26 protein-coding genes are annotated in these 22,860 nt (G+C 64.1%); 13 read left to right on the top strand and 13 right to left on the bottom strand.

Features of this window, described 5'->3' with window-relative positions; all coding sequences use genetic code 11:
* Positions 1–49: 49 nt before the first annotated feature.
* From ACZ92H_RS02620 to flgA, 3 genes are all read right to left on the bottom strand, one after another.
* Entirely contained in the window at positions 50–517 is a 468-nt protein-coding gene (locus ACZ92H_RS02620) for a flagella synthesis protein FlgN (RefSeq protein WP_131371427.1), read from the bottom strand.
* Positions 518–525: 8 nt separating this feature from the next.
* Positions 526–834 (bottom strand): flagellar biosynthesis anti-sigma factor FlgM, encoded by a 309-nt coding sequence (flgM, locus tag ACZ92H_RS02615; protein WP_034754089.1) that lies wholly within the window; start codon positions 832–834, stop codon positions 526–528.
* A 111-nt stretch (positions 835–945) separates the two neighbouring features.
* Positions 946–1,641, bottom strand: coding sequence for a flagellar basal body P-ring formation chaperone FlgA (gene flgA, locus ACZ92H_RS02610; protein ID WP_465048133.1), 696 nt, complete (start codon positions 1,639–1,641; stop codon positions 946–948).
* 191 nt (positions 1,642–1,832) lie between these two features.
* On the opposite strand from flgA, the gene flgB reads away from it, so the two are divergent.
* From flgB to ACZ92H_RS02545, 13 genes are all read left to right on the top strand, one after another.
* Positions 1,833–2,273 carry a flagellar basal body rod protein FlgB gene (gene flgB, locus ACZ92H_RS02605; protein ID WP_131371421.1) on the top strand — a complete coding sequence of 147 codons (441 nt, stop codon included), beginning with the start codon at positions 1,833–1,835 and terminating at the stop codon, positions 2,271–2,273.
* A 2-nt stretch (positions 2,274–2,275) separates the two neighbouring features.
* Positions 2,276–2,677 (top strand): flagellar basal body rod protein FlgC, encoded by a 402-nt coding sequence (gene flgC / locus ACZ92H_RS02600; RefSeq protein WP_131371419.1) that lies wholly within the window; start codon positions 2,276–2,278, stop codon positions 2,675–2,677.
* Between the two features lie 15 nt (positions 2,678–2,692).
* Positions 2,693–3,388, top strand: a complete 696-nt coding sequence (locus ACZ92H_RS02595) for a flagellar hook assembly protein FlgD (protein ID WP_465048134.1) — start codon at positions 2,693–2,695, stop codon at positions 3,386–3,388.
* 52 nt (positions 3,389–3,440) lie between these two features.
* Complete coding sequence (locus tag ACZ92H_RS02590) at positions 3,441–4,988, top strand: flagellar hook protein FlgE (RefSeq protein WP_131371413.1); 1,548 nt, start codon at positions 3,441–3,443, stop codon at positions 4,986–4,988.
* A 59-nt stretch (positions 4,989–5,047) separates the two neighbouring features.
* A complete protein-coding gene (locus ACZ92H_RS02585) occupies positions 5,048–5,791 on the top strand; it encodes a flagellar basal body rod protein FlgF (RefSeq protein WP_131371410.1) in 744 nt (247 codons plus the stop codon).
* A 198-nt stretch (positions 5,792–5,989) separates the two neighbouring features.
* On the top strand, positions 5,990–6,772 hold the full coding sequence (gene flgG, locus ACZ92H_RS02580) for a flagellar basal-body rod protein FlgG (RefSeq protein ID WP_092795697.1): 783 nt from the start codon (positions 5,990–5,992) through the stop codon (positions 6,770–6,772).
* 51 nt (positions 6,773–6,823) lie between these two features.
* Positions 6,824–7,474: a flagellar basal body L-ring protein FlgH gene (locus ACZ92H_RS02575; RefSeq protein ID WP_131371407.1), complete on the top strand. Its 651-nt coding sequence runs from the start codon at positions 6,824–6,826 to the stop codon at positions 7,472–7,474.
* Between the two features lie 2 nt (positions 7,475–7,476).
* Entirely contained in the window at positions 7,477–8,592 is a 1,116-nt protein-coding gene (locus ACZ92H_RS02570; RefSeq protein WP_465048135.1) for a flagellar basal body P-ring protein FlgI, read from the top strand.
* A 10-nt stretch (positions 8,593–8,602) separates the two neighbouring features.
* Positions 8,603–9,520 (top strand): flagellar assembly peptidoglycan hydrolase FlgJ, encoded by a 918-nt coding sequence (gene flgJ / locus ACZ92H_RS02565; RefSeq protein ID WP_465048136.1) that lies wholly within the window; start codon positions 8,603–8,605, stop codon positions 9,518–9,520.
* Positions 9,521–9,746: 226 nt separating this feature from the next.
* On the top strand, positions 9,747–11,714 hold the full coding sequence (gene flgK, locus ACZ92H_RS02560) for a flagellar hook-associated protein FlgK (RefSeq protein WP_465048137.1): 1,968 nt from the start codon (positions 9,747–9,749) through the stop codon (positions 11,712–11,714).
* A gap of 47 nt (positions 11,715–11,761) precedes the next feature.
* The gene (gene flgL, locus ACZ92H_RS02555) at positions 11,762–13,003 is read left to right on the top strand and encodes a flagellar hook-associated protein FlgL (RefSeq protein WP_465048138.1); all 1,242 of its coding nucleotides are present in this window, start codon (positions 11,762–11,764) and stop codon (positions 13,001–13,003) included.
* 158 nt (positions 13,004–13,161) lie between these two features.
* On the top strand, positions 13,162–13,614 hold the full coding sequence (locus ACZ92H_RS02550; RefSeq protein ID WP_131371394.1) for a MarR family winged helix-turn-helix transcriptional regulator: 453 nt from the start codon (positions 13,162–13,164) through the stop codon (positions 13,612–13,614).
* 51 nt (positions 13,615–13,665) lie between these two features.
* Entirely contained in the window at positions 13,666–14,925 is a 1,260-nt protein-coding gene (locus ACZ92H_RS02545) for an MFS transporter (RefSeq protein WP_465048139.1), read from the top strand.
* A 9-nt stretch (positions 14,926–14,934) separates the two neighbouring features.
* On the opposite strand, the gene fliR is transcribed toward ACZ92H_RS02545, so the two are convergent.
* The 10 genes from fliR to fliI form a co-directional block, all read right to left on the bottom strand.
* Positions 14,935–15,795: a flagellar biosynthetic protein FliR gene (fliR, locus tag ACZ92H_RS02540; RefSeq protein ID WP_465048140.1), complete on the bottom strand. Its 861-nt coding sequence runs from the start codon at positions 15,793–15,795 to the stop codon at positions 14,935–14,937.
* Between the two features lie 22 nt (positions 15,796–15,817).
* Entirely contained in the window at positions 15,818–16,087 is a 270-nt protein-coding gene (gene fliQ / locus ACZ92H_RS02535; protein WP_092795678.1) for a flagellar biosynthesis protein FliQ, read from the bottom strand.
* Positions 16,088–16,099: 12 nt separating this feature from the next.
* Positions 16,100–16,858, bottom strand: coding sequence for a flagellar type III secretion system pore protein FliP (gene fliP / locus ACZ92H_RS02530; protein WP_131371385.1), 759 nt, complete (start codon positions 16,856–16,858; stop codon positions 16,100–16,102).
* A 22-nt stretch (positions 16,859–16,880) separates the two neighbouring features.
* On the bottom strand, positions 16,881–17,492 hold the full coding sequence (gene fliO, locus ACZ92H_RS02525) for a flagellar biosynthetic protein FliO (protein WP_131371381.1): 612 nt from the start codon (positions 17,490–17,492) through the stop codon (positions 16,881–16,883).
* Positions 17,489–17,923, bottom strand: a complete 435-nt coding sequence (gene fliN, locus ACZ92H_RS02520) for a flagellar motor switch protein FliN (protein WP_034754038.1) — start codon at positions 17,921–17,923, stop codon at positions 17,489–17,491. The genes fliO and fliN overlap by 4 nt, the downstream gene beginning before the upstream one ends.
* Positions 17,924–17,981: 58 nt before the next feature.
* Positions 17,982–18,968: a flagellar motor switch protein FliM gene (fliM, locus tag ACZ92H_RS02515; protein ID WP_034754035.1), complete on the bottom strand. Its 987-nt coding sequence runs from the start codon at positions 18,966–18,968 to the stop codon at positions 17,982–17,984.
* 6 nt (positions 18,969–18,974) lie between these two features.
* Positions 18,975–19,487 carry a flagellar basal body-associated protein FliL gene (gene fliL / locus ACZ92H_RS02510; protein WP_131371378.1) on the bottom strand — a complete coding sequence of 171 codons (513 nt, stop codon included), beginning with the start codon at positions 19,485–19,487 and terminating at the stop codon, positions 18,975–18,977.
* A gap of 186 nt (positions 19,488–19,673) precedes the next feature.
* Positions 19,674–20,966 carry a flagellar hook-length control protein FliK gene (locus ACZ92H_RS02505; RefSeq protein ID WP_465048141.1) on the bottom strand — a complete coding sequence of 431 codons (1,293 nt, stop codon included), beginning with the start codon at positions 20,964–20,966 and terminating at the stop codon, positions 19,674–19,676.
* A gap of 27 nt (positions 20,967–20,993) precedes the next feature.
* A complete protein-coding gene (gene fliJ / locus ACZ92H_RS02500) occupies positions 20,994–21,434 on the bottom strand; it encodes a flagellar export protein FliJ (RefSeq protein ID WP_131371375.1) in 441 nt (146 codons plus the stop codon).
* A 32-nt stretch (positions 21,435–21,466) separates the two neighbouring features.
* A complete protein-coding gene (gene fliI / locus ACZ92H_RS02495; RefSeq protein ID WP_465048452.1) occupies positions 21,467–22,783 on the bottom strand; it encodes a flagellar protein export ATPase FliI in 1,317 nt (438 codons plus the stop codon).
* Between the last annotated feature and the right edge of the window lie 77 nt (positions 22,784–22,860).

Below are 22,860 nucleotides of genomic sequence, written 5' to 3'. Positions count from 1 at the left end.
CAGCCGCTGCTGCTTGTGCCGCAGCGAGGCTGGAATGAGACGGGAGGATTTAGCCGATCACCACGCGCCGGTTCGGCGTGTTGGTCGTCGGCTGGCCGCTGGGGCCGTAGAAGTTGCCGCTCTGGGCCGTGGGGCGCATGGCGTTCAGGGCGCCTTGGGTGTGCAGCATATGCTTGTTGACAAGCAGGCTGTTCAAGCGGTTTTGCTCTTTTGCTTCGCGCGTCGTTTCGAGCAGGGATTTCCACAGGGGCGCCGCTTCGGCCACGCCGGCGCCGACCAGCCAGTCTTCCATGCCCGCTTCGGCAGCCATGAAGCCGGCTGCCGCCAGCGCCTGGTGGCGTTGCGCCGCCAGCTGGCTCAATTGTCCTACCAGTGCCGTCTTGCGCACGGTGAGCTCCGCGATTGCATCGATGTCAGCCGCAACCAGATGCAGCTGTTCTTCTTTCATCAATGCCAGCAATGTGGTCATGAGCTGTTGCTCGTCGCGCAGGCTGGAAAACGGAGTCACTGATTGCATTGGGGAACCTATCTATTTCGTGAGTGCAGCAAGTCCTTGACTGTGTCCAGGAGACCGTCCGCCACTTTTTCAGAGTTGACCTGGAACTGGCCGTCGGCGATCGCCAGCTTGATGCGTTCGACTTTTTTCGTGTCGAACACGGCGCCGCTGCCGGCAGTTGCACTGGCCGCTAAAGCCTGTCCTTGCGGGGACAGGCGTACATTGTCCGACGTCGTCGGTGTTGCCTGGGCTTTCTCGGCATTGCGGGCGCCGGAGGTATTCGCGGGCGCTACCGGCAGGCCGGGATTGCTTTTAATGGTGTTGTCGGTAATTTTCACAGCGTGATCCTCGTCTGGTCGAAGTCAAAAAACTCCGGGATATGTGTCATTATCGGCACCTTGCGCCGAAACTTTAGTGCGCCAGACCACAATATCGCTGTCCATCCGTGTTCAGAAAGCCACTTCGACCATCCCTCCCGCGCGCGCCACGCCGCTGATCTGCTGGCCGCTCTGCGTGCGCACCTGCACCGTCTGCCCGTCGCCGGCGCTGCCGATGGCGCGGCCTTCTGATGCTACCTGGAAACCGTTGCCACTGGAAACGACCCGCACCAGCTGGCCCTGCATCACCACGGGTTTGCGGCGCAGGGTGTCGAGGCGCATCGGCGTACCGGGAGGCAAGGAAATATTCGTGCTGGCGCCTACCACCTGCGCCATGTCGGTGGCGATGCCTGCGGGCAATGCCGCCAGGTCGCCCTGCATCGTCACCAGCTGGCTGGCGTCGATGGCTTGTCCTTGCGCCAGCGGCACGGCACTGGCCACGTAGTCGCCGACGACGGCGACATTGGCTTGCAAATAGATAGTCCAGCTGGCCGGCGCCGTGCAGCGCACGCCCACGGTGGTCTTGCCCCAGGCGCGGGCGCCCGGTGCCATGAAGGCTTGCGGCGCGGGGCAGGCGGCCAGGTTCAAGCGCGGGTCGACGGCGCCGACGGTGACCGTTACCTTGCCCGGCAAGCCATTGCTTTGCACCTGCAGGAACTGTTCCACGCTGGCGCGCAAGGCTTCGGGCGTTTGCCGGCCGGCCGTTTGCGCCTGCGCCAGGGGCGCGGCGGTGGCGAGAACGAGTAGGAATGCGAGCGGTATTTTCATGGTGGTAGGCCTCTGGAATAGTGCCATGATAGTGCGCGCGGCCCCGTTCGAAGCGCCGATTAAGGGGTAAAAGTACGATCTGATCCGGCGATGGCCTTGCGGACTGCCGCCGTACTATGTTTCCTGTCATCACTATACCGCCATCCTTCCGCCATCTCGGGCGCCAGTGGCAGATCTTTCCGGAGCCTGACATGATAGGGAAACTCGACGATTACATGCGCTTCAACGAGACGGCGCTGAGCCTGCGCTCGACGCGCCAGGAATTGCTCGCCTCGAATATCGCCAATGCGGACACGCCCAACTACAAGGCGCGCGACGTCGATTTTGCCGCCGCCCTGAAGGGCGCGCTGGCGAAGGCGGGCGGCAGCACACCCGCGCTGACGGGCACGGCGCCGCAGCACCTGGCAGGCAAGGGCGCGGCAACGGCCGCGGGTGGCAAGGCGGCGACTTTGCCCGACGGCACGCCGCTGCTGTACCGCGCGCCGGCCCAGGGCGCCGTCGACGGCAATACGGTCGACATGGACCTGGAGCGCAATGCCTTCGCCGACAACGCCATCCGCTACGAGGCGGCCGTGACGTTCCTCAACTCGCAGATCAAGGGCATGCTGACGGCCATCCAGGGAGGACAATAATCATGTCGCTATTTAATATCTTCAATGTGTCCGGTTCGGCCATGAGCGCGCAGGCGCAGCGCCTGAACACGGTGGCCAGCAACCTGGCCAATGCCGACAGCGCCACCAGCGCCACGGGCGAAGCCTACCGCGCCAAGCAGGTGGTGTTTGAAGCCGTGCCCATGGGCAACGGCGCCACGGCCGTCAAGGTGCAGAAGGTGATCGAAGACCCGTCGCCGATGAAGCTGGTCTACGACCCGAAAAATCCCCTGGCCGACGACAAGGGCTACGTCACCATGCCCAACGTGAATACGGTCGACGAAATGGTCAACATGCTGTCGGCCTCGCGTTCCTACCAGACCAACGTGGAAACCATGAACGCGGCCAAGTCGCTGCTCCTGAAAACCCTCTCCATCGGCCAATAAGGCTGACTGATCATTATGGCAACCATCGATACCAGCAACACCGTCACCACCGACCTGATGGCGACGATGAATCCGAAGAAGACCACGGCCGAGGCTGGCAGTGTCGAAGCGGAGACGAACAAATTCCTGACCCTGCTGGTGACCCAGCTGAAAAACCAGGACCCGATGAACCCGCTCGACAATGCGCAGCTGACCAGCCAGCTGGCGCAGCTGTCCACGGTGACGGGCGTCAACAAGCTCAACACGACCCTGGAAACCCTGAAGACCAGCTACCAGCAAGCCGAATCCATGCAGGCCGCCAACATCATCGGCCACGGCGTCTTGACGGCGGGCAAGGATATCAACCTGAGCAAGAGCGCCGCCCTGCTGGGCGTGGACCTGGCCACCGCGGCCGACAAGGTCAAGGTCATCATTTACAAGGATGGCAAGGAAGTCCATTCCATCGACCTGGGCGCGCAGCCGGCGGGCACCTTGCCGCTGGGCTGGAACGGTTCCACCGCCGACCTGGACGCCGATGGCAAGAACGTCGTGCTGGCCGATGGCGCTTATACGTTCGCCGTGGAAGCGACGCGTGGCGGTACCAAGCTCACCGATGCAACGGCGCTGATGTTCGGTTCGGTCGCCAGCGTCTCGACGGGCGCGAATGGCGTGAAATTGAATGTGCCGGGCGTGGGCAGCATCACCATGGCCGACGTGAAACAGATTTTGTAAGCCGCTTACCTTAGCGTGACCCTCTACCCCTAATTTCTACCAGGAGAACACAATGTCTTTCCAACAAGGCCTGAGCGGCTTGAATGGCGCCGCCAAATCGCTGGACGCCATCGGCAACAATATCGCCAACTCGGCCACCGTGGGTTTCAAGCAGTCGCAGGCGCAGTTCGCCGACATCTATGCCAATTCGCTGTATGGCGTGGGCGGCAACCAAGTCGGCATCGGCGTGTCGGTTTCGCAAATCGCCCAGCAGTTCAACCAGGGTAACCTGGAAACCTCGTCGAATCCCCTCGACATCGCCATCAATGGCGGCGGTTTCTTCCGTACCAGCGTCAACGGCGCCATCCAGTACTCGCGCAATGGCCAGTTCCAGGTCGACAAGAGCGGTTTCATCGTCAACGCCCAGCTGGCGCAGCTGACGGGCTATGCGGCCGATGCCAACGGCAAGATCGTCGCCGGCGCCGTCGTGCCCCTGCAGATCGACCAGTCGGACATGAAGCCGCAGGCGACGACCAAGGTCGATACGCAAGTCAACCTCAATTCCAACACGACCATGCCGACCACGGTGCCATTCAAGGCCGGCGATGATTCCTCGTACAGCAAGATGTTCCCCGTCGAAGTCTTCGATTCGCTGGGCAATTCCCACATCATGTCGAATTACTACGTCAAGACGGGCACCAACAGCTGGGATGTCTACTCGGCCATGGACGGCTCGGAAGTGACCAGCATGAAGGCCGCGGCCGCCCTGCAGACGGACCCCGCCTCGCTGGCCGCGCGCGCCGCCTACCAGGCGGCCGCCACGGCCGTGCCGCTGGTGGCGGCCAACGTGACGGCCGCCGCCGTCGCCTATGGCCGCGCGGTCGGTGCCGCCGTCACGGCCGCCGCCACAGCGGCTGGCGCCACGCCGGCGCAACTGGCCGCCATCGCCGCCACGTATGGCACGGCCGTGCCGGATGGCATCAATTCCAGCCGCACGCCGGACCAGATCGACGCCGCCATCCTTGCCGTGACGACGGTGCCGGCCGTCAAGACCGGCTCGCTGATCTTTAACACGGTCGGCAGCCTGGACAAGGCCGCCATGCTGGCCCTGACGCCGCCGCAAACCCTGCCCGTCACCGTCAACCTGCCGATCTTCCCCGCCACGGGCGCCAATCCGACCCTGTCGCTCCAGGTCGATTTCACCAATTCGACCCAGCTGGGTACGGCCACCAGCGAAAAGAAAACCGAAGCCGATGGCTACAAGGCGGGCCAGCTGAGCCGCTTCGTGGTGGGCGACGACGGCGTCATCCAGGGCCAGTACAACAATGGCCGCACGCGCAGCCTGGGACAAGTGGTGCTGAGTAACTTTACCAATCCAAATGGCCTGGAGCCGCTGGGCAACAACGCCTGGGTGGAAAGCTCGGCCTCGGGCCGGCCCATCACGGGCGAGCCGAAGACGGGCACCCTGGGCAACCTGCGCGCCTCGGCCGTGGAAGTGTCGAACGTCGACTTGACGGCGGAGCTGGTCAACATGATCACGGCCCAGCGCGCCTACCAGGCGAATGCGCAGACCATCAAGACGCAGGATTCGGTCCTGCAAACCTTAGTCAACCTGCGTTAAGAGTAAGGGGAGCGGTTCTTTCGGACTGCTCCCAGCTTTCGTTTTGCACGGAGAAATACATGGACCGTCTCATCTACACCGCCGGCTCGGGCGCCAAGCACATCCTGGACAAGCAGGCGACCACGGCCAACAATCTGGCGAATGCCGCCAGCACGGGTTTCCGCGCCCAGCTCGACTCGTTCCGCGCCGTGCCCGTGGTGGCCGACGGCATGATGCCGACGCGCGCCTTTGTCGTCGATTCCACGGTCGGTTCCGATTTCACGCAGGGTCCCATGCAGCACACGGGCCGCGCGCTCGACGTGGCCGTGGAAAACGGCGGCTGGATCGCCGTGCAGTCGGCCGACGGCTCCGAAGCCTATACGCGCAACGGCGCCCTGAAGCTCAACGAAAACGGCATGCTGCAGACGCAGGGCGGCCTGATGGTGCAGGGCGACACGGGGCCCATGGCCATCCCGCCCGGCGTGACGGTGGCCATCGCCAGCGACGGCACGGTGGGCACGATTTCCACCGACGTGCCGCCGGGGCCGTCGACGGTACTGGGGCGCATCAAGCTGGTCAACCCGCCGGAGCAGCAGCTGGTGCGCGGCGACGACGGCCTGTTCCGCCTGAAGGATGGCAGCACGGCGCAAGCCGACCAGGCCGTGAAACTGACGACGGGCGCGCTGGAAGGCAGCAATGTCAGCCCCGTCGACTCCATGGTCAGCATGATCGCCCTGGCGCGCCAGTTCGAAACGCAAATGAGTTTATTGAAGAATGCCGAGAATAACGCGGCGAAAGCCACCCAGATCCTCGCTTTGAATTGATGGGGGCCACCGCATAATGGTCACATAGAAATAGTCTACAGGGCTGATTAAGCAACCCCAATAAATTACTGTGATTTCTGACTTCCATAACCTGCGCTCTGCGTCGCAATGAGCGCCTTGCATAGCATCTGGTTCTGTTTGTCATAAATGCCCACTAATTTCCCGAGGCTTACTTAGCGCCGTTATTGGAGAAAAAACATGATTCGTTCCCTTTGGATAGCCAAGACCGGCCTGGAAGCGCAGCAGACGCAGATGGACGTGATCGCCAATAACCTGGCCAACGTCAGCACCACCGGCTTCAAGAAGTCGCGCGCCGTGTTCGAAGACTTGCTCTACCAAAATGTGCGCCAGCCTGGCGCGCAATCCTCGCAGCAGACCCAGCTGCCATCGGGCTTGCAGATCGGTACCGGCGTGCGCACCGTGGCCACCGAACGCATCCATACGCAAGGCAATCCGCAAGCGTCCGGCAATTCGCGCGACGTGATGGTCAACGGCACCGGTTTCTTCCAGGTGCTGATGCCGGACGGCGCCACCGCCTATACGCGCGACGGCTCCTTCCAGACGGATGCCAACGGCCAGCTGGTGACATCCGAAGGCTTCGTCATCCAGCCCGCCATCACCGTGCCGACGAATGCGCTGAGCATCACCGTGGCGCGCGACGGCACCGTCTCCGTCACCTTGCCCGATACGGTGGCGCCATCGCAGATCGGCTCCCTGCAGCTGACCACCTTCGTCAATCCGGCCGGCCTGGAATCGAAGGGCGAAAACCTGTACATGGAAACGGGCGCCTCCGGCGTGGCGCAGACCAACACCCCGGGCACGAATGGCGCCGGCGTGCTGATGCAAGGCTACATCGAGACATCGAACGTCAACGTGGCCGAGGAAATGGTCAACATGATCCAGACGCAGCGCGCCTACGAGATCAACAGCAAGGCCATCACCACGTCCGACCAGATGCTGCAGAAGCTCTCTCAGCTTTAATTTTTTTTCGTCGTCATGCCATCCGCCGCCGGATGGCAGCGGAGGTTCGTCATGCAATACCCCATCATCGCCCTGTTGTCCGCAGTCCTGTTGTCCGGCTGCGCCATCACGCCCACCTCGATCGTGCAATATCCGACCACCACGCGCGCGCCGATGCCGGAACCGGTGGTCGTCAGCAACGGTTCCATCTACCAGGCCTCGACCTACCGTCCCGCCTTCGAAGACCGCCGCGCGCGCCACGTGGGCGACACCTTGACGATTGCCATCACCGAACGCACGAATGCCGTCAAGGCGGGCGCCAGCTCCGGCAACAAGTCCGGCAGCGTGGGCTTTAGCACGCCCGGCATCGCCCAGGGCCGCTTCGGCGGCACCGTGTCGGCGAATGGCGCCACCAAGTTTGCCGACGGCGACAACCAGTCCGCCAGCAATACCTTTAGCGGCACGATCGGCGTGACGGTGATCGAGGAATTACCGAACGGCAATTTGATCGTTGCTGGTGAGAAACAGATCGCCATGAACAAGGGCACGGAATTCATCCGTTTCTCGGGCATGGTCAATCCGGACACCATCGGCATCGGCAACGTCGTGCCGTCGACCCAGGTGGCGGACGCGCGCGTCGAATACCGCACCAACAGCCAGATCGACCGCGCCGAAATGGCCTCGATGGCCTCGCGCTTCTTCCTCAGCCTGCTGCCATTCTGATCATGGCGACCCTGACCTTCCCCCGCTTGCTGGCCGTTTGCGGCCTGGCACTCTCCCTGCTGGCGCCCGTGGCGCAGGCCGAACGCATCAAGGACCTGGCCAGCATCGCCGGCGTGCGCCAGAATCAGCTGATGGGCTATGGCCTCGTCGTCGGCCTCGACGGCAGCGGCGACCAGACCACGCAAACGCCGTTTACCATCCAGAGCGTGGCGGCCATGCTGCAGCAGCAGGGCATCAACTTGCCACAAGGCACAAGCCTGCAATTGAAAAACGTCGCCGCCGTGATGGTGACGACGGCCTTGCCCGCGTTTGCCCAGCCGGGCCAGCTGCTCGACGTGACGGTGTCGTCGATGGGCAATGCGAAAAGCCTGCGCGGCGGCACTTTGCTGATGACGCCGCTGAAGGGCGCCGATGGCCAGGTGTACGGCATGGCGCAGGGCAATGTGCTGGTGGGCGGCGTGGGCGCGCAGGCGGCCGGCAGCTCCGTCGTCATCAATCACCTGAGCGTGGGCCGCATCTCGGGCGGCGCCACGGTCGAGCGCGCCGTTGCCTCGGTGCTGGGCGCCAACAACACCATTCGCCTGGAATTGAACGCCACCGATTTCGCCACCGCCAGCCGCGTGGTCGACGCCATCAACAGCCGCTACGGCCCCGGCACGGCCGCCGCGCTGGACGGCCGCGTGATCCAGGTGCAGTCGCCGGGCGGCAGCGACCAGCGCGTGGCCTTCCTGGGCCAGCTGGAAAGCATCGAGGTCAATCCGGCCCGCCTGGCGGCCAAGGTCATCATGAATGCGCGCACGGGTTCGGTGGTGATGAACCAGTCCGTGACCCTGGACACCTGCGCCATTTCGCACGGCAACCTGTCCGTCACCATCAATGTCGAGCCGCAGGTGAGCCAGCCGCCGCCCCTGTCGGGTGGCCGCACGGTGGTGACGCAGACGGCGCAGATCGATATCAAGAAGGAGCCGGGCAAGGTCATGCTGGTCAAGGGCGGCGCCTCGCTGTCCGACGTGGTGAAGGCCCTGAACGCCATCGGCGCCTCGCCGCAAGATTTGCTGGCCATCCTGCAGGCGATGAAGGCGGCAGGATCGCTGCGCGCCGAACTGGAAATCATTTGATGGGCACGCCATGATCAGCCAAACCGACCTCAGCAATACCGCCGCCTATGACGTCAAGGGCATGGATGGCTTGCGCCAGTCCGCCAAGGCGCGCGACCCGGCCGCGTTGAAGGAAGCCGCCACGCAATTCGAAGCCATGTTCATCAACATGATGATGAAAAGCATGCGCGACGCCACGCCGCAGGACGGCATCATGGATAGCCAGCAAAGCAAGATGTACACCTCGATGCTGGACCAGCAGACGAGCCAGAACCTGGCCAAGCGGGGCACGGGACTGGCGGACGTGCTGATCCGGCAATTGTCATCCTCGAACCAGGCGCTGGCCGCCGATGGCGCCGACGCGCCGTCGCCCCGTTCCTCGAGCATGGCGCAGGCGCTGGCCGCGTTCCGCCAGCAGCAGGGCGCGCTCACGGACGGCGCCAGCGCCACCGGCAAGACCCTCAGCGACAAGGCCAACGCCACGCAGGCGCCGCACGTGCGCGCCTTCCAGGAAAAGCTGGGCGTGCATGCGGAAGAAGCCAGCCGCGCCACCGGCATCCCGGCCAAGTTCATGCTGGGCCAGGCCGCGCTGGAAACGGGCTGGGGCAAGCGCGAAATCATCGCCCGCGACGGCAGCAGCAGCCACAACCTGTTCGGCATCAAGGCTACGGCCGACTGGAAGGGCAAGGTCACGGAAGCCGTCACCACGGAATATGTGAATGGCAAGGCGCAGCGCAAGGTGGAAAAATTCCGCGCCTACGACAGCTATGCCGACAGCTTCAAGGATTATGCGCAGTTAATTACCAACAACAAACGCTATGAAAAAGTGCTGGCCAGCGCGGGCGACGCCAGCAGCTTTGCACACGGTTTGCAGAAGGCCGGTTATGCCACGGACCCGAATTACGCTGCCAAATTGACAAAGATTATCAAGAATTCGCTGGTCGGCTAAGAACGCCTATCACAACCGGGTGCGCGTCGCGGTTTGCGGCCTCCGATGCGCACTGGGCATCCGCACAGTTCCGCTTCTCGGGCCAACGGGGCGCCGGGCCGCACATCCGCTCGCCACGGTTTTGGCAGGTGTTGCAAGAGGCATCCTTCACCCCGTGCAAGCCGCGCGCTTCAAGTTTTCGCCGCGGCTGCCGTAAATACTCTGGACAGGAATAAAAAGAGACACCATGACTTCAAATCTACTCAGCATCGGTAAGAGCGGTTTGCTTGCAGCGCAGGTGGGCCTGTCGACGACCGGGCATAACATTACCAATGCCAACGTGGACGGCTACAACCGCCAGGTGGTGCTGCAGCAGACGGCACAGTTCAATAACGCCGGCTATGGTTTTGTTGGCAATGGTACCGAGGTCTCGCAAGTCAAGCGCCAGTACGACAGCTTCATGTCCGCGCAGGTGAACAACGCGCAGGCGACCACCAGCTCGCTCGACGCGTATTACACGCAGATCAGCCAGATCGACAACTTGCTGGCCGATTCCACGGCCGGCCTGTCGCCGGCGATGGCCGATTTCTTCAAGGGCGTGCAGGATTTCAGCTCGAACCCGTCGTCCGTCTCGTCGCGCCAGGCACTGTTGTCGAGCGCCAACTCGCTGGCCTCGCGCTTCCAGGGCCTCAGCGCGCGCCTGACGGAAATCGGCGATGGCGTCAATTCGCAGATCACTTCGAACGTGAAAGTGATCAACTCCTACGCCAAGCAGATCGCCGAACTGAACAACTCGATCGCCAGCCTGACGGTGAACGAAAGCAACCAGCCCAACGATTTGCTGGACCAGCGCGACCAGCTGATCACGGAGCTGAACAAATACGTCAAGGCAACAGTCCAGCCGGGCTCGAACAATACCATCACCGTGTCGATCGGCTCTGGCCAGCCGCTGGTGGTGGGCAACAATAATTTTGAACTGGCCGCCACGCCATCGCCGACGGACCCGAACCGCCTCGACGTGGGCTATGTCACGGGCACCACCGTCACCAAGCTGTCGGAAAGTTCATTGAGCGGCGGCGCCCTGGGCGGCTTGCTGGAATTCCGTAGCGGCAGCCTGGACCGTATTCAGAATTCGCTGGGCAAGGTTGCCATCGCCCTGGCATCCACTTTCAATGAGCAGCACAAGCTGGGCCAGGACTTGAATGGCGACATGGGCGGCGACTTCTTCAAGGTGCCCGATCCCGTCATCGGCGCCGATTACCGCAACAATTCATCGAGCACCACGGTGCTGTCGGCCAAGGTCAGCGACCCGACCAAGCTGACGGCCAGCGATTATGCCGTCAAGTATGACGGCGCCAATTATGTCGTGACGCGCCAGAGCGACGGCGCGAAAACGACCATCAACCCGTATCCGCAGACGGTGCCGCAAACCATCGACGGCGTGGATTTCTCGATCTCTGGCACGGCTGCCGAAGGCGATAATTTCATGGTCAGGCCGACGGCCAACGGCGCCTCCGGCCTCGGTGTGCTGATTACGGATCGCAACAAGCTGGCCGCCGGCGCGCCGATCGCCACGGGCGCGCCCGTCGCCAACACGGGTAGCGGCAAGCTCAGCGCCGGCAGCGTGGACAGCGCCTATTTAACACCAGGCAATGCCTTGACGGGCACCGTCACCCTGACCTATGACAAGGTCAGCGGTTCGCTGTCGGGCTTTCCCGCCGGCCAGGCCGTGACGGTCAAGGGGCTCGACGGCAATGCCACCACATATCCGGCCGGCACGGCGAATATTCCGTACAAGGAAGGCGACAGTTTCAACTTTGGCGGCATCACCGTCAGCATGACGGGTGCGCCGGCGCAGGGCGACACCTTCACCATCGCGCCGAACTCGGGCGGCGTGGGCGACAACCGCAATGCGGCGGCCCTGGCCAGCCTGCAGACGAAAAATATTCTCGACGGCGGCAAGGCCACGTTCCAGGGTTCGTACGCGGAAACCGTCAGCTTCGTGGGCAACAAGACGCGTGAAGTGCAGGTCAGCGGCCTGGCCAGCCTGGCCTTGCTGCAGCAAACCAGCACGCAGCAGCAAGCCGTATCCGGCGTCAATCTCGATGAAGAGGCGGCCAACCTGTTGCGCTATCAGCAGGCATACCAGGCCTGCGGCAAGGTCATGCAGATCGCCAGTACCCTGTTCGATGTGGTCATCGGTCTCGGACGTTAATAATTCAGGCGGCGGCCGGTAGCGCCGCCATCAGGAAGGGCAGCATCATGCGCATCAGTACCAGAATGATCTATGACGCGGGCAGCACGCAGCTGAACAATTTGCAGGGCGCGCTGAACCGCACGCAAATGCAATTGTCGGCCAACCGCCGCAATCTGACGCCGGCCGACGATCCCATCGCCTCGGCGCGCGCGCTGGAAGTGACGCAGTCGCAGTCGATCAACACGCAATTCGTGACGAACCGCTCGAACGCAAAAAATTTCCTGTCGCAGGAAGAACTGGCCCTGGCCAGCACCACCTCGCTGATCGCCGACGTGAAGGACCTGGTCTTGAAGGCCGGTAATCCGGCGCTCAAGGATATCGACCGCCAGAGCCTGGCCACGGAACTGAAGGGCCGGCTGACCGACCTGATGGGGATCGCGAATACCTCCGACAATGCGGGCGGCTACCTGTTCTCCGGCTACAAATCGACCACCCAGCCTTTCAGCCAGACCCCGGGCGGCGCCACCTACGTGGGCGACCAGGGCCAGCGCGAACTGCAGGTGGGCTCGGCGCGCTACCTGGCCACCAGCGACTCGGGCGCAACCGTGTTCGAGAATAACCTGACGGGCAATGGCAAGTTCACCACGGCGCCCGATGTGGATAATTTCACGCGCGGCGGCGCCGGCATCATTTCCGGCGGCACCGTCACCGATCCCACCAAACTGACGGGCCACAAGTACTCGATCGATTTCCAGGTCACGGGCACGGGCACGGACGCCAAGACCACCTATACGGTGACCGACGTGACCCTGGGCCAGACCATCCCGAACCCGGCCGTGCCGGTGGACTACAAGGCAGGCGACGCCATCAGCTTCGATGGCCAGCAAGTGTCGATTTCCGGCAAGCCGGCCGACCAGGACAAGTTCACCCTGGAACCGAGCAGCAAGGAATCGATCTTTACCACCATCACCAACCTGATCGGCGCGCTGGGCCAGCCGGCCACGGGCGACGCGGGCCAGGCGCGCCTGACCGCCAGCCTGAACGCGGCGCACAATCTGCTCGACACGGCCTATGACAACGTGCTGTCCGTGCGCGCGGAAGTCGGTTCGCGGCTGAAGGAACTCGACACGCTCGACAGCGCCGGCGACGACCTCGACCTGCAATATGCATCCACCTTGTCCGGCTTGCAGGACCTGGACATGGTGAAGGCGATTTCCCTGTTCAGCCAGCAGCAGATCACCTTGCAGGCGGCGCAGAAATCGTTCACCTCCATTTCGGGCTTGTCGCTGTTTAATTACATTAGCTAAGCCACGCGTTGCAAGACCAGGCCGGGCCGGGAGCGCATCTCCCGCCCCGGCTTTTTTGCGCCTGCGCCATGGTAGTTTCGACAAGATATACAGGAAAACTGTGCAGTCTACCTGCATATCTGTTATAGTAGCGTCTGTTGATTCACCACACGGCCACCATGACCACCCCACAAGAAGACCATCAAGACCACGACCAGGTGCTGCAACTGGCCGGCGAATTGCGCATTCTCATCGGCAAATTGCGCCGCCGCCTGCGCGAGGAGTCGCATCTGGGCGATATCTCGATGTCGCAGGCGTCCGTGCTCAGCCGTCTGGAACGCGAGGGGCCGGCCACCGTCAGCAGCCTGGCGCGGGCAGAAGGCATGCGGCCGCAGTCGATGGCCGCCACCGTGCTGGCGTTGAGCGCAGCGCAGATGGTGACGGGCTCGCCCGATCCGCTCGACGGCCGGCAAACCATCCTGACCCTGACGGACAGCTGCCGCGCCTGGATCGCGGCCAGCCGCGCCGCGCGCGAAGACTGGCTGGCGCGCACCATCGAAACCCGGCTCACGCCGGCCGAAGTCACTGAACTCGATAGGGCGGTGGCATTACTCACCCGTTTGACGGAATGACCTTGTCATTGCGTTCCTGAAACCCAAGGCAAGGAGGCCTTTCCCCCACAGATGAAAAACACATTCCGTTCGCTACGCAATTCCAATTACCGTATCTGGGCCGGCGGCGCCCTCGTGTCGAATGTCGGCACCTGGATGCAGCGCACGGCGCAAGACTGGCTGGTGCTCAGTGAGCTGACGCAGCACAAGGCCAGCGCCGTCGGTATCGTCATGGCCTTGCAGTTTGGCCCGCAACTGCTGTTGCTGCCCCTGACGGGCATGGCGGCCGACTTGCTGGACCGGAGAAAACTGCTGCTGTTCACGCAGGCGGCCATGGGCTTGCTGGCGCTGGGCCTGGGCCTGCTGTGCATCAGCGGCCTGGTGCAACTGTGGCACGTGTATGTGTTTGCCTTCCTGCTGGGCTGTGTCACGGCCTTCGATTCGCCCGTGCGCCAGACCTTCGTTTCCGAGATTGTCGAAGAGGAAGACCTGACCAACGCCGTGGCGCTCAATTCCACGTCCTTCAATGCGGCGCGCATGCTGGGCCCCGCCGTGGCGGGATTGCTGATCAGCAGCGTCGGCAGCGGCTGGGTCTTCATCATCAATGCCTTCTCGTTTGCCGCCGTGATCGGTTCGCTGTTGCTGCTGCGCGTGGAATTGCTGCGCCGCGCGCCGCGCCTGAAGGCCACGCGCGCCAGCCTGGGCGAGGGATTCCGCTATGTGCGCCAGCGGCCCGACCTGATGGCCATCCTGCTGATGCTGTTCCTGATCGGCACCTTTGGCTTGAACTTCCCGATTTTCCTGTCGACCATGTCGGTGACGGCCTTCCATGCGGGCGCGGGCCAGTATGGCGTGCTCAGTTCCATCATGGCCTGCGGCTCCGTGGCGGGCGCCTTGCTGGCGGCGGGCCGTGGCCGGCCCACGCTGGCGCTGCTGCTGGGGGCTGCCGCGCTGTTCGGCTTCGGCTGTGCGCTGGCCGCCGTGATGCCCAATTACTGGCTGTTCGGCATCATGCTGGTGGTGATCGGCATCGCCGCGCAAACGTTTACCACCAGCGTCAACAGCAGCGTGCAACTGTCCACGGCGCCCGCCATGCGGGGCCGGGTGATGGCGATACTCCTGGCGATTTCGGCGGGCGGTACGCCGCTGGGCGCGCCCATCGTCGGCTGGGTGGCCGACACTTTCGGCCCGCGCTGGGCGCTGGGCATCGGTGCCGTGTCGGGCCTGGCGGCAGCGCTGGTCGGCGTGCGCTACCTGGTGAAACATCACCAGCTGAAACTGCATCTGGACATGCGCCGCTGGCGCCTGGCGCTGAGCACCGACCAGTCCTGATGCCGGGTTTTAAGGCGCAGGTGCCGGCGCTGCCGGCGGTGCGGGGCGCAGGGGATTCGGCGGCGCGGGCGGCGGCGGGCGGTCGCGCGTGGCAAAGCCGCGCGGCAGCAAGCGCGCCGTTTCTATGCCGCGCAGGAACATGTTCTGGAACGGCGTGGCCAGGTAGGGCAGCACCATGCCGATCACCAGCAAGCCCACGCCCAGCGTGACGGGAAAGCCGATGCCGAAAATGTTCAGCTGTGGCGCGGCCCGCGTCAAGATGCCCAGCGCCACGTTGGTCAGCAGCAGGGCGGCGAGGATGGGCAGGGCGATCTGCAGGCCGGAACGGAAGATTTCGCCGCCCCAGGCGGCCAGTTGCTGGAAACCGCCGCCACTGATGGGGCTGGCCGAAATGGGCAGGCTGACAAAGCTTTCCGCCAGCGCCGCCAGCAAGACCAGGTGGCCATTGACGGTCAGGAACATCAAGGTGGCCAGCATGACGAGGAACTGGCTGATGGCGGACGACCTGCCCTTGGTCTGCGGATCGAAGAACGAGGCGAAGCCCAGGCCCATGGTCAGGCTGCTGATCTCGCCAGCCATTTCGATGGCGGAAAAGACGATGCGGATGGAAAAGCCCATGGCCAGGCCCACCAGCATTTCCTGCGTCAGGATCAGCAGGCCGGGCAGGGACATCGGATTGACGGCCGGCAAGGCCGGCACGGTGGGAGCGATGATCATGGCCAGCAGCGCGCCGAGGGTCACCTTGACGGTGGCGGGCACGGCGGCGTTGCCGAACAGGGGCGCGGCCGCCAGCAGGCCGAGGATGCGGCTAAGCGGCCACAGCAATGCTGCGATCCACGTGTTCAGTTCGATGCTGGACAGCGTCAGCATGGCCTGTGCCCTTGCCGCATGGCTAGCCGACCAGGTTCGGGATGCCCGTGAAGACCTGGCGCATGTAGTCGAGCATGACGGACAGCATCCATGGACCGGCCACGACGATGGCGACGAAAATGCCCACCAGCTTCGGGATGAAGGACAGGGTGGCTTCGTTGATCTGCGTGGCGGCCTGGAAAATACTCACGATCAGGCCGATGATCAGCGCGACCAGCAGCATGGGCGCGGCCACCATCAGGGTGATCTCCATCGCCTGGCGGCCCAGGGTCATGACGCTTTCGGGGGTCATCGCGGTCCTCTTCTAGTAAAAACTCTGCGACAGCGAACCGAGCAGCAACTGCCAGCCATCGACCAGCACGAACAGCATCAGCTTGAACGGCAGCGAAATGGTGGCCGGCGACATCATCATCATGCCCATCGACATCAGCACGCTGGCGACCACCATGTCGATGATCAGGAAGGGGATGAAGATGGCAAAGCCGATCTGGAACGCCGTCTTCAGTTCGCTCGTGACGAAGGCGGGCACGAGGATGCGCAGCGGCACGTCTTCCGGCCCTTGCAGGGCCGGCGTGCGCGACATCTTGGCGAACAGGGCCAGGTCGGCCTGGCGCGTCTGCTTGAGCATGAAGGTCTTCAGCGGCTCGACGCCCTTGTCCATGGCCTGCTGCATGCTAATCTTGTTTTCCTGGTACGGCAGATAGGCATCCGTGTAAATCTTGTCGAACACGGGCCCCATGACGAACAGGGTGAGGAACAGGGCCAGGCCCACCAGCACCTGGTTCGGCGGCGCCGACTGCGTGCCGATGGCCTGGCGCAGCAGGGACAGCACGATGATGATGCGCGTAAAGCAGGTCATCATCAGCAAGGCCGCCGGCAGGAATGTCAGCGACGTCATCAGGATGAGCGTCTGCACGGGCAGCGAATAATTCTGGCCGCCGCCCGGCGCCGGCGTGCTGGTAAACGCGGGAATGCCCGGCTGCGCCAGCGCCCACAGCGGCAAGGCCAGGGCGGCGAGGGCCAGCAGCCAGGTCAGGGGAGTCTTGATCTTGCTCAATGCCATCGTCCGCTGCTTCATCGCCTGCTTATTTCCCATTGCGTTTTTCGATGGTCTGTTTCAGCCACTCGGAAAAATTCGCGGCGGCAGGACCGTTTTGCGCCGCCGCCAGTTGCGGCGGTTCGCCTTCCTGGCGCGGCATGGTGGCCAGCGCATTCACGCGGCCGGGCGAAGCGCCGACGACGATCCACTGGTCGGCCACTTCGATCAGCACGATGCGTTCGCGTCCGCCCAGGTTGAGCGAGCTGACGACGCGCATCTTGCTGTTGCCCCCCAGGGCTTTCGGACCATAGCGCTTCATGACCCAGGCCAGGCCGATCAGCAGGGCCAGCACGAAGACCAGCGCGAAGATGGTTTGCAGCAAGCTGCCGGCGGACGAGGATGGCGCCATGGTCATGGGCGCGCCCGGCGGCATAGCGGGCAGGGCGGCGGCGGGCGAGGGGGCCGCTGCCGTGTCGGCGGCCGCTGCCGGTTTCTCGGCGGCCACATCGGCGCCTGCGCTGGCCGTTGCCGTGTCTGCCGGTGCCGCGGCGGCGACCGGTGCCGCGGCGGGAGCCGAAGCCGCCGCAGGCGCTGCCTGGGCAATGCTGCATGCCGCCAGGAGCGGCAGCAGGGTGGAAATCAACAGGCCAGGCTTCATTTATTCAATTTTCGGATACGTTCGGAAGGCGTGATGATGTCGGTCAGGCGGATACCGAACTTGTCGTTCACCACCACCACTTCGCCCTGGGCGATCAGGCAGCCGTTCACCAGCACGTCCATCGGTTCGCCGGCCAGGCCATCGAGCTCGACCACGGAACCCTGTGCCAGCTGCAGCAGGTTCTTGATGGCGATCTTGGTACGGCCCAGCTCGACCGTCAGCTGCACGGGAATATCGAGGATGAAATCGATATCGTTGTGCGTTTCCGATTTCGACGCCTGCTTGGAAAAGTCCTTGAATACGGCGGCGCTGGCCGCGCTGGCCGTATTTGCGGCCTGGTTCTGCAGCGCTTCCGCTTCCGCCTTGGCCTGCTCGGCAATGGCCGCGCCCCAATCGTCTTCCGCGCTTTGGTCGTCTTGGTTGTCAGACATGTGTTTCTCCTGTTGTACAGATGCGGGCCGCAGCGGCCCGCGTATGTAGGGTATGTATCTAGTGGTTATTCATGTTGTCGGCATTGGCGAGGAGTTTCTCCACCTTCAATGCATATTGTCCGTTCAACACGCCGTAGGTGCAATCCATCACGGGCACGCCATCGACGGTGGCGGCGATCAGCTCGGGGATGTTGAGCGGGATGATGTCGCCCACCTTCATGTTCAAGATTTCGTCGAACGAGACGCGCGCCGTGCCCAGCGACGCCACCAGTTCCACTTCGGCGATCTGGATCTGCTGCGTCATCAGGCGGATCCAGCGCTTGTCCACTTCCAGCGCCTCGCCCTGCAGGCTCGAGGTGAGCGAATCGCGGATCGGTTCGATCATCGAGTACGGCATGCAGAAGTGGATCTGTCCGGAAACGGAGCCTAATTCCACCGTAAACGTGGACGCCACCACCACCTCGTTCGGCGTGGCGATGTTGGCGAACTGCGTGTTCATTTCTGAACGGATATATTCGAACTCGACGGGGAAGACCGGCTCCCACGACTTGGTGTACGCCTCGAAGACGATGTCGAGGATGCGCAGGATGATGCGCTGCTCCGTCTGCGTAAAGTCGCGTCCTTCGACGCGCGTGTGGAAACGGCCGTCGCCGCCGAACAGGTTGTCGACCAGCAGGAACACGAGGCCCGGATCGAAGACCATCAGGGCCGTGCCGCGCAGCGGCTTCATGTGCACCAGGTTCAGATTGGTCGGCACCACCAGGTTGCGGATGAATTCGCTGTATTTCGACACGCGCACGGAGCCGACGGACACTTCGGCGCTGCGGCGCAGGAAGTTGAACAGGCCCACGCGCAGCAGGCGGGCGAAACGCTCGTTGATAATTTCCAACGTTGGCATCCGGCCGCGCACGATGCGCTCCTGGGTCGCCAGGTTGTAAGTACGAACTCCCGTGACATCTTCCGGCGCCTGCGCGTCGTCCTGGTCTCCGTTGACGCCCTTGAGTAGGGCATCGACTTCTTCCTGGGAGAGGAAATTATCGGCCATGGCTGCTTATTGAATGATGAATGCGGTAAATAATACGTCCGTCACGTCCTGCTCCGGCCCCTTGTCCTCGAACGGCTGGTTCACCTGGCCGATGATTTCCGCCGCCAGTTGCTGCTTGCCTTCCACGGTATTGAGTTCCGAGGCTTTCTTGCCCGACAGCAGCAACAGCAAGCGGCTGCGCACCTTCGGCATGTTCAGCTTGATCAAGTCCATTTCTTCCGGGCTGCTCGCTTGCAAGGTGAAAGCGATCTGCAGATACTGCTCGCCATTTTCCGGCTGCAAGTTGACCGTGAAGGAATCGATGGGCACGAAGACGGGCGGACCCGCCTTGGAGGCCGCGTGTTTCTTCTTGCTCGGCGCGCTGTCTTCCTTGTCGGCCTTGCCATGCAGGAAATACCAGGCCGCACCGCCACCCAGGCCGCCGGCGACCAGCACCGACGCCAGCACTATGATCAGAAGCTTCTTTTTTGACGCGCCGGCCGGTGCCAGGGCTGCATCTGCTTTCGGATCTGCTTTCATTTTAGGATTTGCTTTCAATGGTACTCGAGTGCATGGAAGTGGATCACGACGCCATTATGTCATTATCGGCAAATTCTGCGCAGAAGGATGCAGTGAAAAGAGGGCGGAAGCGCCCTCAACTCGATGTTTCTGCACGAAAAGTTCCAGCGTGGCCCGGTGCTGTGGCCTGCGGGCGACGAATTGGCCCTAGGCAAACGTATCCACGGCGCCCAGCGATGGCCGGCCGCGCGCGCCGGCAGCCGGCGCGATGGCGATTTCGCCACCGGCCACGCCGCTGCCGTGGCCATTGCCACGGCGGTCACCCGACGCGCCGCGTTCGCCGCTGTTTTGCTGTTCCGGCGTGCCGGCCGACACCGTGGCGCTGCCGAAGGCGATGCCTGCCTCGCTCATCATTTCACGCAGGCGCGGCATGGCCGCCTCCAGCGCCTGGCGTACTTCCGGCTGCGCCGACATGAAGGCGGCGTCGGCCTGGTCATTGGTGACCGTCAGGACCACCTGCAACGGCCCCAGATCGGGCGGATTCAGGGTCAGGGTGGCGCTCTGGTCGCCGCCCGCCGCCATCCACACGACTTTCTGCCCCAGCTGCTGGTCCCAGGCGGGCGTGCCGACCCTGCCAGCGAGCTTGTCCGCCGGCACGGCGGTCGCCGCAGCCGCCTGCTGCAGCGCGCCGGGCTGCAACTGGGCCGCCAGGCGGCTCAGTTCGGCAGGTGTTTCCTTGATGAGCGGTTCGGCCACGGCGGCGCCGGTCTTGGCGGTCGCTGCCAGCTGCGCATCGATGGCCAGCTTGCCCGGCTCGGCCTTGCCTGTTGGCAAGCCAGCCGCCGGCGTGGCGGCCGTCTTGCCCTGGGCCTGGCCCAGGCCGGCGGCAAAGTCGCCGCTGTCCGCCGGTGCTGCCTGGGTGGCGGCTGCCTTGGCGCCGGCTTGGCCGGCTGCCAGCAATTGGCTTGCGGCCAGGCTTTTCCCGTCGGCCTTGACAGCGCCGGCGCGTGGCGCCAGGTCCGGCGCTTCCTTGGCTGGCGCGGCCGGTTTCTGCATGGCCAGCTGGATGCTGCTCACCAGGGCCAGCATCTCGGCGGCCGGATCGGCGGGCGGCGGCGTGCTCGCCGTGGCGGCGGCGGCCGTGGTCTCGGCCGGCGTGCCATCCGTGCCGTCGGGCGCCGCGGCATCGCTGGCAGGCGTGGCTGGCTTGTCTGGCGTGGCGGCTTGCTCGGCAGGCTTGGCCTCGCTGGCCGGCGCCTTGGCGGCCGGCGCCGGCGTGGCTGGCGCGGGCGCGGCAGGGGCCGGCGCAGGGCGGGCCGCAGGTGCCTGGCTCTGCGCTTGCGCCGCCACGTTGCGGCTGGTCTGGCGCTGCTCCATCTGGCGGTTCAGGGTGCGCTGGAAATCGCCATCGCCGCTGCCTGAAGGCTGGGCCCGGCTGGCCGGACCTGGCGTGGCATTCGGCGAGACAATCTGGGAAATCGGGGTTGGCTGGGTTTGCATGATGCTCTCAATGGCTGTCAGTATTGCTTAGCGTTTGTAATAGGCTTGTCGCGCCGCGTGCTCATCCATTGCCTTCTGGTCGCGCTTGTTTTCCAGCTTCAGTGCCTGTTCCTGCGCCCGGTTGTTCAGGGTGGTGTAGGACATGCGCTTGCGTTCCGCATCCTGCCAGCGCTGCTTTTCATTCTCGCTGCGCGCCTGCGCATGCTCGACCACCTGCTGCTGGCCCAGGATTGCGCTGTCGAGCTTGAGCATGAAGGCCTGGAAGTTGCGGTAGGCCATGGGCGTGATGCCGCTGCTCATGGTCGTTTCGAAGCGCTTGGCATAGTCGTCGCGGTAGCCGGCCAGCATGTCGAGCTTTTGCCGGCAATCGTCGAGCGCTTTCAGGGCCGCGCCCAGGCGCTTCGCGCAGTCGTCCGTTTCGCGCTGGGCAAGGTCGATCAGGGTAGCAAGTTGGGAAGGGGAGGCCATGCTGGATTATATTCCCGGCGCGCAAGCCCTAATCAGTCGAATAGAGCGGTAAGTTGCCCCAAGCTCTCGTCCATGCTGACCCGCTCCGTGATCTGCTGCTGCAGGAAGGCTTCGATCCTTTCATGTAGGGCGATGGCCTGGTCCAGCACGGGGTCGGTGCCGGCGCTGTAGGCGCCCACGCTGATCAGGTCGCGGCTGCGTTCATAGCGTGAATACAATTGTTTCAGCTTGCGGGCCTTTTGCTGGTGCTCGTGCGAGGTGATGGAATGGGCGGCGCGCGAAATGGATTGCTCGATGTCGATGGCCGGATAGTGGCCTGCCTCGGCCAGGCGCCGGTTCAGCACGATGTGCCCGTCCAGGATCGCGCGCGCCGAGTCGGCGATCGGATCCTGCTGGTCGTCGCCTTCCGTCAGCACGGTATAGAAGGCCGTGATCGAGCCGCCGCCTTCCTCGCCATTGCCGGCCCGCTCCACCAGCACGGGCAGCTTGGCGAAGACGGACGGCGGATAGCCCTTGGTGGCGGGCGGTTCGCCGATGGCCAGGGCAATTTCGCGTTGCGCCATGGCGTAGCGGGTCAGTGAATCCATGATCAGCAGCACGTTCTGCCCCTGGTCGCGGAAGTGTTCGGCGATGGCCGTCGCATACGCGGCCCCTTGCAGGCGCATCAGCGGCGGCGTGTCGGCCGGCGCGGCGACGACGACGGAACGCGCCAGGCCTTCGGCACCGAGGATCTGCTCGATGAATTCCTTGACTTCGCGTCCCCGTTCGCCGATCAGGCCGACGACGATCACGTCCGCTTCCGTGTAGCGGGCCATCATGCCCAGCAGCACGCTCTTGCCCACGCCGGAGCCGGCGAACAGGCCCATGCGCTGGCCCCGGCCCACGGTCAGCATGGCGTTGATCGAGCGCACGCCCACGTCGAGCGTGTCGACGATGGGCGCGCGGCCCAGCGGATTGGCGGGGCGCACGTTGATGGGGGCGCTATCGGTCGTGTGCAGCGGCCCCAGCTGGTCGAGCGGGCGGCCCGCGCCATCGAGCACGCGGCCCAGCAATTGCGGCCCCACGGGCAGGTGGCGCGCGCGGTCGCTGGGACGGCGGCGCGGGTGCGCCACGCTGCCTGGGCGGGGAATGGCCGGTTCGACGGAAAAGACGCGCGTGCCGGGCACGATGCCCTCGACGTCGCTTTGCGGCATGAGGAACAGGCGGTCGCCTTCGAAACCGACGACTTCCGCCTCGACCCGGCCGCCGTTCGGCAGCGGCACGGTGCAGGCGGCGCCCACGGCCAGGCGCAGGCCCACCGCTTCCATCACCAGGCCGGCCACGCGCGTGACCCGGCCCGACACTTGCATCGGTTCGACGAAGCCCACCACGGCCGTGCAGTCGTTCAGGTAGGCGCGCCAGCGCGCCGCATGGGCGTTCGGGCCTT

Source organism: Janthinobacterium foliorum (assembly GCF_978021625.1).
The sequence above is the reverse complement of the archived record's forward strand: the minus strand, read 5'-3'. Positions and strand labels throughout refer to the sequence as shown.

What these genes read in the sequence shown, in the direction of transcription:
- ACZ92H_RS02590 (WP_131371413.1), top strand. Translation starts at nt 3,441, where the DNA reads ATGTCTTTCCAACAAGGCCTGAGCGGCTTGAATGGCGCCGCCAAATCG.
- fliP (WP_131371385.1), bottom strand. Translation starts at nt 16,858, where the DNA reads ATGGCATTGAGCAAGATCAAGACTCCCCTGACCTGGCTGCTGGCCCTC.
- ACZ92H_RS02545 (WP_465048139.1), top strand. Translation starts at nt 13,666, where the DNA reads ATGAAAAACACATTCCGTTCGCTACGCAATTCCAATTACCGTATCTGG.
- fliM (WP_034754035.1), bottom strand. Translation starts at nt 18,968, where the DNA reads ATGGCCGATAATTTCCTCTCCCAGGAAGAAGTCGATGCCCTACTCAAG.
- flgG (WP_092795697.1), top strand. Translation starts at nt 5,990, where the DNA reads ATGATTCGTTCCCTTTGGATAGCCAAGACCGGCCTGGAAGCGCAGCAG.
- ACZ92H_RS02570 (WP_465048135.1), top strand. Translation starts at nt 7,477, where the DNA reads ATGGCGACCCTGACCTTCCCCCGCTTGCTGGCCGTTTGCGGCCTGGCA.
- fliI (WP_465048452.1), bottom strand. Translation starts at nt 22,783, where the DNA reads ATGCAAGTGTCGGGCCGGGTCACGCGCGTGGCCGGCCTGGTGATGGAA.
- ACZ92H_RS02620 (WP_131371427.1), bottom strand. Translation starts at nt 517, where the DNA reads ATGCAATCAGTGACTCCGTTTTCCAGCCTGCGCGACGAGCAACAGCTC.
- flgC (WP_131371419.1), top strand. Translation starts at nt 2,276, where the DNA reads ATGTCGCTATTTAATATCTTCAATGTGTCCGGTTCGGCCATGAGCGCG.
- ACZ92H_RS02550 (WP_131371394.1), top strand. Translation starts at nt 13,162, where the DNA reads ATGACCACCCCACAAGAAGACCATCAAGACCACGACCAGGTGCTGCAA.
- flgK (WP_465048137.1), top strand. Translation starts at nt 9,747, where the DNA reads ATGACTTCAAATCTACTCAGCATCGGTAAGAGCGGTTTGCTTGCAGCG.
- fliL (WP_131371378.1), bottom strand. Translation starts at nt 19,487, where the DNA reads ATGAAAGCAGATCCGAAAGCAGATGCAGCCCTGGCACCGGCCGGCGCG.
- fliN (WP_034754038.1), bottom strand. Translation starts at nt 17,923, where the DNA reads ATGTCTGACAACCAAGACGACCAAAGCGCGGAAGACGATTGGGGCGCG.
- flgJ (WP_465048136.1), top strand. Translation starts at nt 8,603, where the DNA reads ATGATCAGCCAAACCGACCTCAGCAATACCGCCGCCTATGACGTCAAG.
- ACZ92H_RS02595 (WP_465048134.1), top strand. Translation starts at nt 2,693, where the DNA reads ATGGCAACCATCGATACCAGCAACACCGTCACCACCGACCTGATGGCG.
- ACZ92H_RS02585 (WP_131371410.1), top strand. Translation starts at nt 5,048, where the DNA reads ATGGACCGTCTCATCTACACCGCCGGCTCGGGCGCCAAGCACATCCTG.
- fliO (WP_131371381.1), bottom strand. Translation starts at nt 17,492, where the DNA reads ATGAAGCCTGGCCTGTTGATTTCCACCCTGCTGCCGCTCCTGGCGGCA.
- flgA (WP_465048133.1), bottom strand. Translation starts at nt 1,641, where the DNA reads ATGAAAATACCGCTCGCATTCCTACTCGTTCTCGCCACCGCCGCGCCC.
- fliQ (WP_092795678.1), bottom strand. Translation starts at nt 16,087, where the DNA reads ATGACCCCCGAAAGCGTCATGACCCTGGGCCGCCAGGCGATGGAGATC.
- ACZ92H_RS02575 (WP_131371407.1), top strand. Translation starts at nt 6,824, where the DNA reads ATGCAATACCCCATCATCGCCCTGTTGTCCGCAGTCCTGTTGTCCGGC.
- flgB (WP_131371421.1), top strand. Translation starts at nt 1,833, where the DNA reads ATGATAGGGAAACTCGACGATTACATGCGCTTCAACGAGACGGCGCTG.
- fliJ (WP_131371375.1), bottom strand. Translation starts at nt 21,434, where the DNA reads ATGGCCTCCCCTTCCCAACTTGCTACCCTGATCGACCTTGCCCAGCGC.
- fliR (WP_465048140.1), bottom strand. Translation starts at nt 15,795, where the DNA reads ATGCTGACGCTGTCCAGCATCGAACTGAACACGTGGATCGCAGCATTG.
- ACZ92H_RS02505 (WP_465048141.1), bottom strand. Translation starts at nt 20,966, where the DNA reads ATGCAAACCCAGCCAACCCCGATTTCCCAGATTGTCTCGCCGAATGCC.
- flgL (WP_465048138.1), top strand. Translation starts at nt 11,762, where the DNA reads ATGCGCATCAGTACCAGAATGATCTATGACGCGGGCAGCACGCAGCTG.